Raw genomic sequence first — 16,190 nt, 5'->3', positions numbered from 1 at the left:
GTGGTGGAAACGGACGAGTCAGCGCATCACTTCTTGAGGACCTCGACCGACGAGTAGTCCGCGCGGCGGCGGAAGTCGAGGACCACGGTCTTCGTGTGCTTCGACTTGGCCGCGACGCCCTTCTCGTCCCAGACCGGGATCGAGGGCAGGTCCTTCGCGATCATGTCCTCGGCCTGCTGGTACAGCTTGACCGCGGCGTCCTTGTCCGCCGTCGAGTCGGCCTGCTTCAGCAGAGCGTCGACCTGCGGGTTGGAGTACGTCGAGTCGTTCGACGAGGCCCCGGTCCGGTAGAGCGGGTTGAGGAAGTCCTCAATGGACGGATAGTCCGCCGACCAGTCCGAACGGCCCATGCCGGTCAGCTTGTGCCCGGTCACGATGCTGCGCCACTGGCCGAAGTCGGTCGCGGGCACGAAATCGCATTCGACGCCGAGCGTGTTCTTGATGCTGTTGCACGCGGCCACCAGCGGTTCCTTGCGGCCGCCGTCGGCGTTCGAGGCGATGGTGAGCTTGCCCTTGAACCCGGACTTCGCGAACAGTTCCTTCGCCTTCGCCGGGTTGAACTTGCAGTACTCGCCGCACACGCCCGGCCGGAAGCCCGCGATGCCCTGGGAGACATAGCTGTCGGCGGGAACGTAGGTGTCGTGCATGACCGTCTTGGTGATCTGCTCGCGGTCGATCGCCATCGAGATCGCCCGGCGCAGGTCGAGGTTGTTGTAGCCGGGCACGTAGTACGGCACCGCGATCGTGCTGATGCCGAGCAGGTGCCCGGTGACCAGGTTGTCCTTGAGGTCGGTCTTGTACTTGTCCGCGGTGAGCGCGGACGGCGGCAACGTCTCGATGAAGTCGAGCTTGTTGCTCAGCAGGTCCTGGTAGGCGGTTTCCTGGCTGGCGTAGATCTTGACGTCCAGGTCCTTGAACTTGACCTTGTCCGGGCCCTGGTAGTCGTCGAACCGGGTCAGCTTGATGTCGACGTTCGGCGTGCGGCTGACGAACTTCATCGGTCCGTTGCCGATCGGGTGCTTCGCGAACGCGGCGGGGTCCTTGAAGAAGGAGTCCGGCAGCGGCGCGAACGCGGTGTAGCCGATCTTGGTGGTGAACACGGAGAACGGCGCGTCCAGGGTCACCTGGAACTCGTAGTCGCCCTTGACCGCCAGGCCGGACATCTTGTCCTTGGTCGGCTTCGCCGCCTTGTCGGCCGGGTGGACGTCGGCGTAGCCCGCGATGTTCTCGAAGAACGTGCTGTTGATCTGGCCGTTCGCCGAGTTGGCCCCGTAGTTCCAGGCGTCGACGAAGTTTTTCGCCTTGACCTCGGTGCCGTCGTGGAACTTCCAGCCGTGCTTGATCTTGATGTCGAAGACCTTGGAATCGGTCGTGGTGATCGACTCCGCCATCAGGTTGTACGGTTCGCCGCTGTCGCCCTTGTACGCGACGAGCCCGGAGAACATCGGGTCGACGGCCTTGGAACCGCCGAGCTCGTTGGTGTTCGTGGGGATCAGCGTGTTCTGCGGTTCCGTGCCGTAGACCGTGAAGGTCCCGTTCGGATCCGCTTCTCCCGACGACCCGCTGCTGGATCCGCCGCCCCCACAGGCGGTCAGGAGCAGTGACAAGGTTGTCACGACTGCGGCCGCGCTCCAGAGCCTGGATGAACCCCGCATGTCCCCTCCGTTTCTCGCGTCCGAATAGCGAGATGGAGGCTAGCTGGATCAGCGCTTCGTAACCGGATCACCGGGTTGCACCTGAATAACAACACCGTTCATCACCCGGTCAGCTCACAACTAACTGCGCTTGATGACTTTCGGTGGTTTTGGTACGGGTGCGCGCGGCTGGTGACCCCGGCGTTGCGGAGCGTTCAGGCGAGCGACAAAGCGATGCCGTCCAGGATGTCGTGCTCGCTGACCACCAGCTGGTCCGGACCACCGCGCGCGGCGAGTTCCTCCGCGAGCACCTGGACGACGACCGCGCCGCCGCCGATCACGTCGACCCGGCCGGGGTGGATCACCGGGTTCTCGGCACGGGTCGCGCGGTCGGCCGCGAGCAGTTGTCCGGCGAGCTGGTCGATCTCGCCGTGCGACAGCTTCGACAGGTGCACGCGCTCGGAGTCGTACTCGGGCAGGCCGAGCGAAACCGCTGACAACGTGGTCACGGTGCCGGCGACGCCGATCCAGGTGCGAGCCTTCGCGACGTCCACGACGTCGAACGCCTCGGCGAGGATGCCGCGGGCCAATTCGCGCGCGGCGGCGATCTCGTCGGCGGTCGGCGGGTCGCCCTTCAGCGCGCGCTCGGTGATCCGGACGCAGCCGATGTCGACGGATTTCGCGGCGATCACCTCGGCCTCGCGGCCGTTCCAGGTGCCGAGGACCAGTTCGGTGGAGCCGCCGCCGACGTCGACGACCACGAACGGCCCGTCGTCCGGGTCCTGCTCGCCGACCGCGCCGGTGAAGGACAGCCGGGCTTCCTCGTCGCCGCTGATCACCTCGGCCTCGACGCCGAGCGTTTCGCGGGTCATCGCGAAGAACTCGTCGCGGTTGCTCGCGTCGCGGGTCGCGGAGGTGGCGACCATGCGCACCTTCTCGACGCCCTTGCGCCGCGCGGCGACGGTGTAGTCCGCGAGCGCGGCGCGGGTGCGTTCGAGCGCTTCCGGCGCGAGTCTGCCGGTGGCGTCGACGCCCTGGCCGAGCCGCACGATGCGCATCTCGCGGTGCAGGTCGCGCAGGTCGACCGTGCCGTCGTGGCGCGGCGTCAACTCGGCGACGAGCAGACGGATGGAGTTGGTCCCACAGTCGATCGCAGCTACCCGAGGCATGTCCCCGACCTTACTTGGTCTCCGGCGCTTCGCGGGCGAGGCGGGCATAGGCGGGCCCTATGCCCCCTCGCCGACATTTGGTCTTTGCCTTTCTCGCTTTTCCGGCCGTACGGTTGACGTGTTCGCCGCATTTCTGTTCGCGGCGGTTTTTCTTCTTCTTTTATCGAGAGGTTTAGTGGCATGCCCGATTACGGGATTGCGGGAAAGCGCGCGGTAGTCACCGGCGGTTCCCGCGGAATCGGCGCGGCGATCGTGGCGCAATTGCTGGCCGCGGGCGCGACCGTGCTCACCACCGCCCGGTCGGCGGGTCCGGTGCCGGAAGGCGCGTCCTTCGTCGAGGCCGACGTCCGCACCCAGGCCGGCGCCCAGACGGTCGCCACCGCTGCCCAGGAGGTCCTCGGCGGCGTCGACCTGCTGGTCCACAACGCGGGCGGCGCGCGTCCGCACCCCAGCGCGCTGGCGATCCCCGACGACGAATGGCAGGACGCGCTGTCGGTCAACCTGCTGGCCGCGGTCCGCCTGGACGCGCTGCTGGCTCCGGGCATGCGCGACCGCCGATCGGGCGCGATCGTGCACGTCTCCACCGCCGCGATCCGTCCGCCGTTCCCGCCGTTCCTGCACTACGTGGCGGCGAAAACGGCGCTGGAGGCCTACAGCCAGGGCCTGGCCGCCGAGCTGGCCCCGTCCGGCGTCCGGGTCAACACCGTGTCCCCCGGCCGGACCGCCACTCCCGGCGGTGTGGCGACGCGCGAGCAGTGGGCAAGCCAGTCGCCCGGCTTCGCTCTCCCCGACGTCCCGCTGGGCCGCGACGGCGAACCCGACGACATCGCCAACGCGGTGCTGTTCCTGCTGTCCGACCAGGCGAACTGGCTGACCGGAAGCGGACTGGCCGTCGACGGAGGCGAATACCCGCGATGAATGCTTATCAGGGCAAAACCGCGGTCATTACCGGCGGCAGCACCGGAATGGGTTTCGCCACCGCGAAATTGTTCGCCGACGGCGGAGCGCGGGTAATCATCACCGGCCGTTCCCAATCCCGCCTCGACGCGGCTTTGGCTCAACTCGGCGAGGACGCGCTGGCTGTCCGCGGCGATGTGGCGTTGCTCTCCGATCTGGACGCACTGGCCGCCCAGGTGCCCGGCCCGGTCGACGCGCTGTTCGTCAACGCCGGGGTGGCCCGGACGGCACCGTTCGCGTCGGTCACCGAGGAGCAGTTCGACGCGGACTTCGCGGTGAACGTCAAAGGCGCGTACTTCACCGTGCAGAAGCTCGCGCCGCTGCTGCGCTCCGGAGCGGGCGTCGTGCTGACCACCTCGACGGCGAACGTCATGGGCCTGCCGGAAACGAGCGTCTACTCGGCAGGCAAGGCGGCGCTGCGTTCGATGGCCCGCACGCTCGCCACCGAACTGCTCCCACGCGGCATCCGGGTCAACGCGATCAGCCCCGGTCCCATCGACACCGAGATCCTGGAAGCCGGGATGTCGGCCGAGGAAGCCGCGCAGTTCAAGGCCGCGCGAGCCGCCGCGAACCCGATGAAACGGCTGGGCACCCCCGAAGAGATCGCCCGCGCCGTCGCGTTCCTGGCCTTCGACGCCACCTTCACCACCGGCATCGAACTGGTCGTGGACGGCGGCGACACGCAGCTCTGAGCTTTCAGGCGGCCGGAGACACCGGCTGATACCAGGTCTCCTGCCGCAGAAACTCGAGCAACGCCATCTCCGCGGGCCCCGCCCCAGGCCGGACCGCCGCGACGACGGGCTGGGACACGACCGGAAACACCGGCCGGACGAGGTGCTCATGCCCTTCGGGCACCGCCGACGCCGGAACGAGCGTCACTCCCAGCCCGTGCGCGGCCCACCGCACCGCCGTCGAGGTCTGCGACACCCGCGCGACCGCGGTCGGCTTCAACCCGTTGTCGCGCAACACTTCGGTCAGGAAGCCTTCGAGCGCGCTGGCCGGGTCGAACCTGATCCACTGCTCTTCTTCCAGCTCCCGCAACGCGATCCGGTCCTTCTTGAGCAACCGGTGGCTGGCGCCGAGGACGACCACGAACTCCTCGTCGCCGAGGTGATGCCCCTCGTACAGGCCCTCGTCGCACGCCGAGCCGAGCAACGCGAGATCCAGCACCCCGCGCCGGGCAAGCTGCTCCAGCTCAGCCGGATTCGGCTCCTCGAACACGGTCACCGCCAGCCGCGGATACTTCCGCCGCAACGCGGCCAGCGCCCCCGGCAACTGCCGAGTCCCCAACCCCATCTGCGCCGAAACGAGCAACTCGCCGGCCAACTCGTCCGCCCCCGCCCGCGCGGTAGCCTGCGCCCGCCGCGCGGCCCGCACCGCGACCTCAGCGTCCCGGAGAAACGCCCGCCCGACGACGGTCGGCACGAGCCCGGTGGGCGTGCGGGAGAAGAGCTGCACGCCGAGTTCCCGCTCGAGCCCCCGAATCTGCTGCGAAACGGACGGTTGAGCGACGTGCAGCACTTCAGCCGCAGCGGTCACCGACCCCGCCTCGGCGACCGCCAAGGCGTACTCGAACTGACGAAGACTCATCGTCTCCCCTGCGGTGTGGCGAGGTTTGTCATCGAGGCTACCTGTTTGTCAGCCAGGAGCCGTGGCACTGCCCGACGGATTGCCGCCCGACGACGAGGTACAGGTCGAAGTCGTCGACGGCGGTGTCGAGGTTGGCGTCGTCGAGGTACTGGATCCGCAGGTCGGAGTGCTGGAGTCAGTACTCGGAGTTCCGGACGTACTGCCCGGAGGCGTCCCGCTCGGACTGTTCTGCGGCGGCAACCCAGTAGGCGTCACCGACGGACCCCCAGTCGCAACCGGCGGCAAGTCGGTAGTCCTCGGCCGCTCCCCCGGACTCGCAGGCGGCGCGGAACTGGCGGTAGCCGGAACCGGACTGTCCGGCACCTGCGCGACGCCCTTGCGGTAGGCCTCGGCCCAGAGAATGACCGCGGTGACGTAGGCGTCGGAGTTGTTGTAGCGGTAGATCGCGGTCCTGAGCTGATCCGGATTGGCCAGGTCGAGCCCGCCGGAGCAGAGATAGCGTGCCGCCGCGAGCGAGGAGTCGAAGAGATTGCCCGGGTCGGCTTTGCCGTCCCCGTTGCCGTCCGCCGCGTAGGTCCGCCAGGTCGCGGGGATGAACTGGAACGGCCCCACCGCGCGATCCCACACCGGATCCTGGTCGAGAACGCCATGATCGGTATCGGGAATCGCCGCGAACGGCGCCGTGCCATTGAGCTGCGGCCCAAGAATCGGCTGAAGCGTGGTCCCGGCGGCGTCGACATACCCACCACGCGCGTGATCCGACTCGATCCGCCCGATACTCGCGACGAGCGCCCAGTCGATATGACACCCTGGCTGCTCTTTCCCCAAGACGTCCCCCGCATGCCGATACGCGGCAAGCGCAGTAGCCGGAATCCCGAGTGGCCCGTCCGGAAGGTCATACGCAGGCAGTGGGACCGGTGCAGGCGCGTCAGGCAACCGCCCGTCGACGGCGACGCCGCGAATGCCAGGGTCGTACCCCTGATCAGGCATAACGTCCGCCGAGTGCACGACGGGCATCCGCCCGACCCAGCCTACGACCACGCCCGCGCCTACGGTCGCCGGAAGCACTCCCAGCAGCCCGGTGAGCACTGCGACCGCCGTGCGATGCCGCGACGCCACCCGCCGAGCGCGATAACGCCCCCGCCGAGCCCGGATCCTCGCGCGGCCGATCAACCGCGCCTTCTCCGGCGGGGGTCCGATGAGGGGTGGGGTTCTTTTGGTTCGGGCCGGGTTCGCCTGAGTTGCTACTTCTTCGGCGGCTAGCTCCGTGCTGCTTTCACCGTCCGCCGCGTCGGCGATTGCTTCATCCGCGACGTCACCGTCGCTTCGTTCGCCCCTTGCGTCGGCGGCAACCGCTTCGCCAGCTAGTTCACCGCCGTCACCCGCGCCGACAGCTCCAGCAGCCACCTCGCCGTCGCTGCTCTCGCCACCTGCCTCGCCATCAGCAACACCGCCGCCAACCGATTCGGCGAGACCGGCTTCATCACCAGCCACCTCAGCACCAGCAGCCGCCGCACTGTCGGCAACCCGCTCACCCGCGCTACCGGCAACCCGCTCGCCCGCCCCGTCCGCGCCTGGCTCGCCCGCACCGTCCTCGATCGGCCCGTCCGCCCCGTCCGCGACCGGCCCGCCCCCACCGTCCGCGACCGGATCGGCCCGACTCTCCGCAGCAGGAGACCCCTCAGCGCGCACCGATCGCCGAGATCTGCGTGGCACCCGCACTTTCCGCCCCTCCCCGGCCCGCCCGGCGGTGCACTCGGGCTCGCCTGCTCGGTGTGAAGCTCCGGTGCGCGCCGCGAAGCATTCCCACCCAGGCGGGCACCGGCCTCTGCTGTGCCTATCCGCGCCCGAGACCGGAGCGTTACCCGGCGCAGTCGCCCGTCGGCCAGCCCTGTTCGCGGACCCAGGCGAGGGTCTCGTCGCCGAACGGGTTCACCCCGGGTCCGGCCGCGAGCGTGTGCGCGAGGTGGACGTGCAGGCATTTCACCCGCCCGGGCATCCCGCCCGCGGTCACCTGGGTGCCGAGCGACTCGATGGCATCCCGCTCAGCGAGGTACGTCTCGTGCGTGCGCTGGTAGGTCGCCGCGAGTTCCGGGTCGGTGGTGAGCCGTTCGGTCATCTCCTTCATCACGCCGGACGCTTCCAGCGTGCCCACCATCGACGTCAACCGAGGGCAGGTCAAGTAATACAACGTCGGGAACGGCGTGCCGTTCTCCAATCGCGGACTGGTCTGGACCACCGAAGGATGCCCGCTGGGACACCGCGCGGCCACCGCCCGCAAAGCCCGCGGCGGGCGTCCAAGCTGCTGCGCGATGACCTCCCGGTCGGCATCGGTGACGGGCTCGAATCGGGGTGTCTCCGTACTGCTGTTCACGCTCTCCAGGCTAATGCCGCCGTCCGGTCACCCCCTCGCGACCTCCGCCGAAACGGCCGAGTTGTCCACAACCGGCACACCGTGTGGACAACTCGCCGCATCTCCCTCCGCCGCCCTTCCGATGTGGTTAGCGTGGAAGGCAGTCGAAGCTTCGCCACGAAATCAAGCCGTCGGAGAGAAAGGAGAATCAGAAACGCCGATCGAAGATCAGAGCCTCAAGCACGGCGCCCGTCAACGGTCACGCCCAAGGCTCAACTCGCCGCGACAGCGATCAAGCATCCGGAAGGCGCGGAAGTCGTCCTGCACCTGGCCGAAAAAGCCTCGTCAACGGTCCAGCCCGGTCAACGACCACGCCCGGCCAGTGAACCCCGCCAGGCACCAACCTCACCCAGCCAGTGAGGCTCGCCCAGCCACCAACCTCAGCCGATCAGCAGCCCCAACCAACCGCCAGCAAGCGGCCGCGCGCAAAAGCCGCACCCGGCCAGGCACCTCAGCCCCCGGAAACCTGCGCCCACAGGTTCTCGTACCAGGGCGCCTGCGGAGCGGGCTGCTGCCCAGGCTGGGCAGCCGTCGGCGAACCGGGCTGGTCCTCGGGCAGCTGGACCATCCACGGGGTCTCGCCCGGTTTCACGTACCGGAGCCGGCGGCGGGCTTCCGCCTCGATCTGGGCCGGGTCGCTCAGCTGGGCTTTGCGGTCGCGCAGCTGAGCGACCTCGTGCTGGAGCTGGGCGAGCTGCGCTTCCTGGTCGCGGACCTCGGAGCGCTGGGAGAGGTAGGTGCGCAACGGGACCGCGACGGTGAACGCCAGTGCGCACACCACGATCGCCACCACGGCGGCGCGCCGGGTGGTCGACATGCCGAGCACTTTGGCCGCACCGGAGGCGCGTTTCGCCGCCAAGCCGCGGCGCAGCCGGGCCCTGGTCGTCTCCGTCGTGCCCGCGCCGGTGCGGCGCCGGGCCGACGCGGGACGGCGGGCCCTGCTGGACCCGCTTCCCGCTGCCCGGCCGCCGCGGCGGCTGCGCGCCCTCCCCCGGTCGGCCATGTGCCCCTCAGGCCTCCGCGCTGAACCGCGGGAAGGCGAGGTCGCCGGCGTAGCGCGCGGCGTCCGCGAGGGTTTCCTCGATGCGCAGGAGCTGGTTGTACTTCGCGATCCGCTCGCCGCGGGCCGGGGCGCCGGTCTTGATCTGGCCGACGCCGGTCGCGACCGCGAGGTCGGCGATGAAGGTGTCCTCGGTCTCGCCGGACCGGTGGCTCATCATCGACTTGTAGCCGTACGACGTGGCCAGCGACACCGCGTCCAGCGTCTCCGACAGCGTGCCGATCTGGTTGACCTTCACCAGCAGCGCGTTCGCCGCGCGGCGGGTGATGCCCTCCTCGAGCCGGTCCGGGTTGGTGACGAACAGGTCGTCGCCGACGAGCTGGACCTTGTCGCCGATCTCGGAGGTCAGCTGGACCCAGCCGTCCCAGTCGTCCTCGCTCAGCGGATCCTCGATCGACACCAGCGGGTAGTCGCGCAGCAGTTCGCCGTAGTACGCGGACATCTGCTCCGCGCTGCGCTTCGACCCCTCGAAGGTGTAGGCGCCGTCGGAGTAGAACTCGGTCGCGGCGACGTCCAGCGCGAGCGCGACGTCACGGCCCGGCGCGTAGCCGGCCTTCTCGATCGCGGCGAGGATCAGGTCGAGCGCCTCGCGGTTGTTGGAGAGGCTCGGCGCGAAACCGCCCTCGTCGCCGAGGCCGGTGGCCAGGCCGCGGCTCTTCAGCACGCCCTTCAGCGCGTGGTACACCTCGGTGCCCCAGCGCAGCGCCTCGCGGAACGACTCCGCGCCGATCGGCGCGATCATGAATTCCTGGATGTCGACGTCGGTGTCGGCGTGCGCACCGCCGTTGAGGATGTTCAGCATCGGCACCGGCAGCACGTGCGCGTTCGGCCCGCCGAGGTAGCGGAACAGCTCCAGTTCGGACGATTCCGAGGCGGCCTTCGCGACGGCGAGCGAAACGCCGAGGATCGCGTTCGCGCCCAGCCGCGACTTCGCGGGCGTGCCGTCGAGGTCCACCAGCTTCTGGTCGACGATCCGCTGGTCGACCGCGTCGACGCCGACCAGGTCCGGGCCGATCTCGTCGAGCACCGCGGCGACCGCGCGCTCCACGCCCTTGCCGTTGTAGCGGCCGGTGTCCCCGTCGCGCAGCTCGACCGCTTCGTGCTCGCCGGTCGACGCCCCGGACGGCACCGCCGCACGGGCCAGAGTGCCGTCGTCGAGCGCCACCTCCACCTCGACGGTCGGGTTCCCGCGCGAATCGAGAATCTCGCGCGCGCCTACCTGCTCGATGAGAGCCACGCTCTGCTCCTTGGTGGGTCGTGCCTGCGGTGACGCCGCCCAGAGTAACCGCCCAGCGGGTTCACCCGTTGGAGGCCAGGCCGGTGCGGGGCCGTTCCGCTGCGTGTTCTCCAGCTCAGCCGGGCACTTCGCCGGTCTCCTCGGACTCCTGGTCCTCCGGCCGGACCTCGCGCCACCCCGACGGCAGCTCGACCTGATCGGTCACCTGCTGCCAGAACGTCCAGCTGTTGCCGCCCGGATCGGCCACGGTGAAGATCCGCGCGCCGTAAGGCTGGTCCTGGGGCGGTTCCGGCGCGGCGTCCTCGCCGAGCGCCGCGGACACGCGCTCGTGCTGCGCGTCGACGTCGGTCACGTACACGACGTTCAACTGCCCGACCGGCCCCTCGACGCCCTTGGCCTCCCAGTATTCGGGACCGACCCCGGCCAGCTGCAGACGCGCGTCGCCGGCGCGCAGCGTCGCCTGGAAAACCTCGCCGGACCCGTCCTCGAAGCGGACTTCCTCGGTGAAGCCGAACACCCTGGTCAGCCACGCGAGCGCGGCGGTCGCATCGCTGTAGTAGAGGTACGGCGCCAGTCCCACGTAATCGGGTTCCTGATCGCTGCTCATGGCGGAACAGTCCATCACGACTCGTCTGACGGTCGTGCAACGCCCTCCGCGCCGGTATCGTGAAGCGACCATGACGGACGCCGCAGCAGCCCCCGAACCCGACGGCGAATCGCGCTTCCGCAGGTTCCGCAACGCCGAGCATCTGGTCGCGCGGCGACGCCCTCTCGACGCGCTCAAAGAGCTGGAACCCCTGCTCGCCGACGAGCCGGACAAGCCGAGCGTGCAACTGCTCGCCGGGCGCGCGTACTTCCACTCCGCCCAGCTGCGCCGCGCCGAACGCGCCTTCACCCGCGTCCTGGAACTGGACCCCACCGATCACTACGCCCGGTTCGTGCTCGGCCGCACCCTCCAGCGCCTCGGCCGTTTGGCCGAGGCGCTCGCACAACTGCGGATGGCGTCGGCGATGAACCCGGTGCCGGAGTATCTCGAGGCGATCAGCGAGGTCAGGGCGAGGATCACGCTGAGCGACCGCTGAGCCCGCGTGTCCCGAACGTGCACCCGCGGAGGCACTCGCGTGCAACCGCCGGATCCAGCACGGCCCCGGCGCGTCTTCTGAAGTGAACAGGGCAACGGGGAAGCCTGGCCATCCGGCGACCCGGCTCGGCCAGTCGGCCGATCCGGGCAGACCGGGCGAAGCGCGATCCTTGGTGTCATCACAGAGAGCGATTAGAGGAGGCCGACATGACCGCGCTGACCGTGATCGGAGCGACCGCCGGGCTGCTCGTGCTGGTGCTGATGGCGCTGGCGCCGGCGCTCGTGGAATTCAACGAACGCCATCCGGTCCAGCCGCGCAAGCAGCCCGTGCGCGCCGAGGCTCTGCCGCAGAAGCCGGTGCGAGTGAGCGCCGCTCTGTCGACGCACTAACTGCCGATTTTGCCGAGCAGGCCACGGTTTCGGCCGTTCGCCGGGACCGGATTGTTCTGAGGAAGCACGCGACGGGCGCGGAGGCAGGGGCGCGCTCGACCGCTGAACGTGCCTGCACGGAGTGCCGCGCGCAGACAGGCCACGGACGAACTGCTTCGGCCGCCCATCAGCGACGGCCAGCCAGACGGCCCGTGCCGAATCGAGGCAGGCTGGCCGAACCGCCACCGACCCAGCCAGCTCAACGCTCCACACTCGCCGCTGCACAGGGAACCGGCCGAAGCGAACAAACCTCCGCCGACCCACCCAGTCAGCTCAGGGCGCCACGCTCTCGGCCGCATACGAATCCGCCGCGGTGAAGACGTCCTGCACGTAGTTGACCGCCGGGTTGTAGAGCAGCATCGCTTTCCACCAGCCCGCTGGCGCACCCAGGTCGTCGTCGCCGGAACAGAGGTAGCGGGCGGCGGTGAACGCCGCGTCGTCGAGGTTGCGGGGGTCCGCGGCTTTGCCGTCGCCGTTCGCTCGCTGGGCGTGTTTGTGCCAGGCGGCCGGCATGATCCGCAGCGGGCCGACGCGGTGGTCGGCGGTGCGGTCGCCGTCGAGTTTTCCGGTGTCGGTGTCCGGGCCTTCCGCGGGACCGGGGTTCACCGTCAATGTGCCGTCCGGGCCGGGTTTCTCCGCTCCGAAGGCCAGATTTCCGATCGCCGCGAGCGTCGCCCACGACAGGTGGCACGACGGTTTCTGCCGCTGCATCCACATTTCCGCCCGGCCGTACGCGGCGAGCACCCGCGCGTCCAGCCGCGTCTTTCCGGCGACCCGGGTCGCCCACGCGTCCAGTTCCGCTTGGTCGGACACGAGCGGGCGATCCGGCGGCGCGGCCAAGCCGACGCGCGGAGCTTCGGAGCCGGGTTGCGGGCGCGGTTCCGCCTTGGTCGCCACCGGCGGCGGAGCGGCCGCGGCGGGAGCGGCGGGCGGGTTCGGGTTGCGGATCCCGATGGTCACCACCAGCACGACCCCGGTCAGCACCAGACCCAGCGCGAACGCGATCCGGCTCGGGTAGCGGCGCGGCGGAACCGCCGGAGACGGCGTAATAGTCGGCTGAGTGGTATCGGCCACTCGGACAGGTTACTGATGAACCCGCCCGGGGGACGCTGGACTGGGCGAATGGCAAGCGGATGGTTAACTCCCCGCTTGAGCCGCCCAGGTCACACAATTCGTTACGTGACCTGTCGGCGACGCCCTGACCTGCGGTTACCCTAACCTAACTCCCGCCAGAACGCCGTTTTGCGCATTTTGCCGGACCCACTCAGCGAACTTCCCTCTGGACTTACAGGCAAGCCTTACCTAAAAACATCAGGTCAGGTAGTCGAAGGAGGGCTGAACAGTGGTGTTTTCCAGCGCGCTCATCGGGCTGCGCGAAGGCCTCGAAGCCGCGCTTGTGGTCAGCATCCTGGTCGCCTTCCTGGTGAAGACCGAACGACGGCACGCGCTGCGGTTCGTGTGGCCGGGCGTCGGCGCGGCGGTGCTGCTGTCGGTCGGTGTCGGCGCAATCCTCACCTACAGCACCGCGCAGCTGAGTTTCGAGCATCAGGAACTGCTCGGCGGAAGTCTTTCCATCGTCGCGGTCGTCTTCGTCACCGCGATGATCTTCTGGATGCGCAAGGCTTCCCGGCACATCGCGGCCGAGTTGCGCGGCAAGATGGAGGACGCGCTCAAGGTCGGTCCGGCGGCGGTGCTGCTGCTGTCGTTCCTCGCGGTGGGTCGCGAGGGGCTCGAAACCGCCGTGTTCTTCTACTCGGCCGTGCAGACCGCGCAGTCCGACACCCTGCAGCCGCTGATCGGGTTCGTGATCGGGATCGCCGCCGCGGTCGTGCTCGCCTACCTGCTCTACCGCGGCGCGGTGCGGTTCAACCTGGCGAAGTTCTTCACCATCACCGGCGTGCTGCTGGTGTTCGTCGCCGCCGGCGTCCTCGGCTACGGCCTGCACGACCTGCAGGAAGCCGGATTCATCCCCGGGCTGACCACGCTCGCCTTCGACGCGTCGAGCACGCTGCCGGAAACCTCCTGGTACGGCGCGCTGCTCAAGGGGATCTTCAACTATTCGCAGCAAACCACTGTGCTGCAAGCGATCGCGTGGGTCGCCTACGTGGCGATCGTGCTGCCGCTGTTCCTCAAGCCTGCCCGCAAGAACAAGACCGAGGCGGCTCCGGCCGCCCCGGCCGCCGCCAAGGAGTGATCGTGCCCCAGTTCCGCAAAACCTCGACGGCTGTGCTCACCGGCCTCGGCGCCCTCGTGGCGCTGACCGCCTGCGACAGCACGAACTCCGCGTCCGGTCCCTCCGGCGCGGCCGCGGGCGGGCCGATCAAGGTCGAGGCGTCCGACACCGCCTGCTCGGTGTCGGCGACGACCGCCGCCGCGGGCAACCTGACCTTCGAGATCGCCAACAAGGGCAGCAAGGTCACCGAGTTCTACCTCTACGCCGAGGGCGACCGGATCATGGGCGAGGTCGAGAACATCGCGCCGGGGCTGAACCGGCGGCTCATCGTCGAGGTCCCGGACGCGGGCAAGTACCAGACGGCGTGCAAGCCGGGCATGGTCGGCAACGGCATCCGCGGCGACTTCACCGTCACCGGCGGCGCGCAGAGCCAGAACAGCGCCAGCGCGCAGAAAGCCGCTGCCACCAAGAGCTACGCGACCTACGTCGAGAACAACAGTTCGGCGCTGGAGACCGAAACGGCGAAGTTCGTCGCCGCGGTCAAGGCGGGCAAGGTCGACGAGGCGAAGGCCGAGTACGCCCGCACCCGCGTGTTCTACGAGCGGATCGAGCCGGTCGCGGAGAAGTTCGGCGACCTCGACCCGGCCGTCGACGCGCGCGAGGCCGACCTCGAACCCGGCCAGCAGTTCACCGGCTTCCACCGGCTCGAGAAGGACCTCTGGAGCACCGGGCTGAAGCCGGACAGCCCGCAGATCGCGGACAAGCTGCTCACCGACGTGAAGGCGCTGGTCGCCAAGGCGAAGACGCTGCAGCTGAGCGTGCTGGACCTGGCCAACGGCGCGAAGGGCCTGATGGACGAGGTCGCCACCGACAAGATCACCGGCGAGGAGGAGACCTTCTCGCACACCGACCTGTGGGACTTCCAGGCCAACCTCGACGGTTCCAAGGGCGCGATCGCCGCGCTGCGGCCGATCATCCAGGAGCGCGACGCGGCTCTGGTGTCCACTTTGGACAAGGAGTTCGCGAACGTGCAGGGGCTGCTGGACAAGACCCGTTCCGGGGACGGTTTCAAGTACTACAACGAACTCTCCCAGGACCAGATCAAGGCGTTCGCCTCGGCGGTCGACGCGCTGAGCGAGCCGCTCAGCAAGGTCGCGGAGGTCGTGTCGAAGTGACCGAGGAGGGAACGCAGGTTTCCCGCCGGAAGCTGTTCGGGCTCGCCGGCGCCGGGGTCGCGCTGGCGGGCGCGGGCGCGGCGGCCGGCGTGGGCTTCGACCGGCTCGGCGGCGACACCCCGGCCGCGGCCGCGACGTCCACTGTGGACTTCCACGGCGAGCACCAGGCCGGGATCGACACGCCGACGCAGCAGAACCTGCACTTCGCCGCGCTCGACGTGACCACCAAGGACGTCAAGAAGCTCCGCGAACTGCTGCGTACCTGGACGGCCGCGGCACGGCGGATGACCGCGGGCCAGGACGTCGGCCCGAACGGCGCGCTCGGCGGGTCCGCGCAGGCCCCGCCGGACGACACCGGCGAGGCGCTCGACCTGCCCGCCTCCGACCTGACGCTGACGATCGGCTTCGGCCCCTCGCTCTTCGACGACCGGTTCGGCCTCGCCGCGAAACGCCCGCCGCAGCTGATCGACCTGCCCGCGTTCCCGAAGGACAAGCTCGACCCCGCCCGCAGCGGCGGCGACCTGTGCATCCAGGCCTGCGCGAACGATCCGCAGGTGGCGGTGCACGCGGTGCGCAACCTGGTGCGGCTGGGCTTCGGCGTCACCGAGGTGCGCTGGTCGCAGCTCGGGTTCGGCCGCAGTTCGTCGACCTCGCGCTCGCAGCAGACACCGCGCAACCTGTTCGGTTTCAAGGACGGCACCAACAACATCAAGGCCGAGGACACCGACGTGCTCCGCGACCAGGTGTGGGCGCAGGCCGGCGACGGACAGGCGTGGATGGCGGGCGGCACGTACCTCGTCGCCCGCCGGATCCGGATGCACATCGAAACCTGGGACCGCGAAACGCTGGCCGGGCAGGAGCAGATTGTCGGGCGCACCAAGGGAAGCGGTGCCCCGCTCGGGCAGACCGGCGAGTTCGACCAGGTCGACCTGCAGGTCGGCGGCGCGGGCGGGACCCCGTTGATCGCCGAGGACGCGCACATCCGGCTGGCCTCGCGCCAGACCCGCAAGGGCGTGCAGATCCTGCGCCGCGGCTACAACTTCGTCGACGGTTCCGACGGAGTCGGGCACCTCGAGGCGGGGCTGTTCTTCCTCGCGTTCAACCGGGACACCCGCACGCAGTACGTCCCGATGCAGCAGGTGCTGTCGTCGAAGGACGCGATGATGGAGTACCTGCAGCACACCGGTTCCGCGCACTTCGCGATCCCGCCGGGCCTCACCCCGACCAGCAACTGGGGTGACGGGCTCTTCGCCTGACCAGTACAAATCTCCC

At 69.3% G+C, this 16,190-nt stretch carries 17 protein-coding genes and 1 pseudogene; 8 read left to right on the top strand and 10 right to left on the bottom strand.

Annotated features, from left to right (window positions below):
* Window positions 1-26: 26 nt before the first annotated feature.
* Entirely contained in the window at window positions 27-1,655 is a 1,629-nt protein-coding gene (locus FKO37_RS09195) for an ABC transporter substrate-binding protein (RefSeq protein ID WP_238604231.1), read from the bottom strand.
* A 194-nt stretch (window positions 1,656-1,849) separates the two neighbouring features.
* Window positions 1,850-2,803, bottom strand: coding sequence for a Ppx/GppA phosphatase family protein (locus FKO37_RS09190; protein WP_238604230.1), 954 nt, complete (start codon window positions 2,801-2,803; stop codon window positions 1,850-1,852).
* A 180-nt stretch (window positions 2,804-2,983) separates the two neighbouring features.
* Between FKO37_RS09190 and FKO37_RS09185 the strand changes: the two genes are divergently transcribed.
* Complete coding sequence (locus FKO37_RS09185) at window positions 2,984-3,721, top strand: oxidoreductase (protein ID WP_238604229.1); 738 nt, start codon at window positions 2,984-2,986, stop codon at window positions 3,719-3,721.
* Window positions 3,718-4,452: an SDR family oxidoreductase gene (locus FKO37_RS09180; protein ID WP_238604228.1), complete on the top strand. Its 735-nt coding sequence runs from the start codon at window positions 3,718-3,720 to the stop codon at window positions 4,450-4,452. The genes FKO37_RS09185 and FKO37_RS09180 overlap by 4 nt, the downstream gene beginning before the upstream one ends.
* A 4-nt stretch (window positions 4,453-4,456) precedes the next feature.
* On the opposite strand, the gene FKO37_RS09175 is transcribed toward FKO37_RS09180, so the two are convergent.
* Window positions 4,457-5,350, bottom strand: coding sequence for a LysR family transcriptional regulator (locus FKO37_RS09175; protein ID WP_037820253.1), 894 nt, complete (start codon window positions 5,348-5,350; stop codon window positions 4,457-4,459).
* A 61-nt stretch (window positions 5,351-5,411) separates the two neighbouring features.
* Between FKO37_RS09175 and FKO37_RS47505 the strand changes: the two genes are divergently transcribed.
* Entirely contained in the window at window positions 5,412-5,735 is a 324-nt protein-coding gene (locus FKO37_RS47505; protein ID WP_308196594.1) for a hypothetical protein, read from the top strand.
* 155 nt (window positions 5,736-5,890) lie between these two features.
* On the opposite strand, the pseudogene FKO37_RS47500 reads toward FKO37_RS47505, so the two are convergent.
* The 6 genes and pseudogenes from FKO37_RS47500 to FKO37_RS09145 all read right to left on the bottom strand — a co-directional run.
* A pseudogene (locus FKO37_RS47500) lies at window positions 5,891-6,340 on the bottom strand (hypothetical protein); the annotation flags it as partial.
* A 374-nt stretch (window positions 6,341-6,714) separates the two neighbouring features.
* On the bottom strand, window positions 6,715-6,885 hold the full coding sequence (locus FKO37_RS09165; RefSeq protein WP_167754305.1) for a hypothetical protein: 171 nt from the start codon (window positions 6,883-6,885) through the stop codon (window positions 6,715-6,717).
* A 326-nt stretch (window positions 6,886-7,211) separates the two neighbouring features.
* Window positions 7,212-7,724: a DUF501 domain-containing protein gene (locus FKO37_RS09160; RefSeq protein ID WP_037820317.1), complete on the bottom strand. Its 513-nt coding sequence runs from the start codon at window positions 7,722-7,724 to the stop codon at window positions 7,212-7,214.
* Window positions 7,725-8,214: 490 nt separating this feature from the next.
* Window positions 8,215-8,580, bottom strand: coding sequence for a septum formation initiator family protein (locus FKO37_RS09155; RefSeq protein ID WP_078870811.1), 366 nt, complete (start codon window positions 8,578-8,580; stop codon window positions 8,215-8,217).
* A 193-nt stretch (window positions 8,581-8,773) separates the two neighbouring features.
* The gene (eno, locus tag FKO37_RS09150; RefSeq protein WP_037820247.1) at window positions 8,774-10,060 is read right to left on the bottom strand and encodes a phosphopyruvate hydratase; all 1,287 of its coding nucleotides are present in this window, start codon (window positions 10,058-10,060) and stop codon (window positions 8,774-8,776) included.
* A gap of 115 nt (window positions 10,061-10,175) precedes the next feature.
* Window positions 10,176-10,667, bottom strand: coding sequence for a glyoxalase/bleomycin resistance/extradiol dioxygenase family protein (locus FKO37_RS09145; protein ID WP_238604227.1), 492 nt, complete (start codon window positions 10,665-10,667; stop codon window positions 10,176-10,178).
* Window positions 10,668-10,737: 70 nt separating this feature from the next.
* Between FKO37_RS09145 and FKO37_RS09140 the strand changes: the two genes are divergently transcribed.
* Window positions 10,738-11,142, top strand: a complete 405-nt coding sequence (locus tag FKO37_RS09140; protein ID WP_037820246.1) for a tetratricopeptide repeat protein — start codon at window positions 10,738-10,740, stop codon at window positions 11,140-11,142.
* A gap of 206 nt (window positions 11,143-11,348) precedes the next feature.
* Complete coding sequence (locus FKO37_RS09135) at window positions 11,349-11,531, top strand: hypothetical protein (RefSeq protein WP_037820244.1); 183 nt, start codon at window positions 11,349-11,351, stop codon at window positions 11,529-11,531.
* Between the two features lie 312 nt (window positions 11,532-11,843).
* On the opposite strand, the gene FKO37_RS09130 is transcribed toward FKO37_RS09135, so the two are convergent.
* Window positions 11,844-12,644, bottom strand: a complete 801-nt coding sequence (locus FKO37_RS09130) for a murein transglycosylase (RefSeq protein WP_238604226.1) — start codon at window positions 12,642-12,644, stop codon at window positions 11,844-11,846.
* Window positions 12,645-12,912: 268 nt separating this feature from the next.
* On the opposite strand from FKO37_RS09130, the gene efeU reads away from it, so the two are divergent.
* From efeU to efeB, 3 genes are read left to right on the top strand one after another with little or no spacing between them, the layout of a single operon-like run.
* On the top strand, window positions 12,913-13,764 hold the full coding sequence (gene efeU / locus FKO37_RS09125) for an iron uptake transporter permease EfeU (RefSeq protein WP_037820241.1): 852 nt from the start codon (window positions 12,913-12,915) through the stop codon (window positions 13,762-13,764).
* A gap of 2 nt (window positions 13,765-13,766) precedes the next feature.
* Window positions 13,767-14,918: an iron uptake system protein EfeO gene (gene efeO, locus FKO37_RS09120; protein WP_238604225.1), complete on the top strand. Its 1,152-nt coding sequence runs from the start codon at window positions 13,767-13,769 to the stop codon at window positions 14,916-14,918.
* Complete coding sequence (gene efeB / locus FKO37_RS09115; RefSeq protein WP_238604224.1) at window positions 14,915-16,174, top strand: iron uptake transporter deferrochelatase/peroxidase subunit; 1,260 nt, start codon at window positions 14,915-14,917, stop codon at window positions 16,172-16,174. Before efeO ends, efeB begins: the two co-directional genes overlap by 4 nt.
* Window positions 16,175-16,190 lie beyond the last annotated feature (16 nt).

Source organism: Amycolatopsis sp. Poz14 (genome assembly GCF_006704225.1).
Classification (GTDB): Bacteria; Actinomycetota; Actinomycetes; order Mycobacteriales; family Pseudonocardiaceae; genus Amycolatopsis; species Amycolatopsis nivea.
This window is presented reverse-complemented; position numbering and strand designations above follow the sequence as displayed.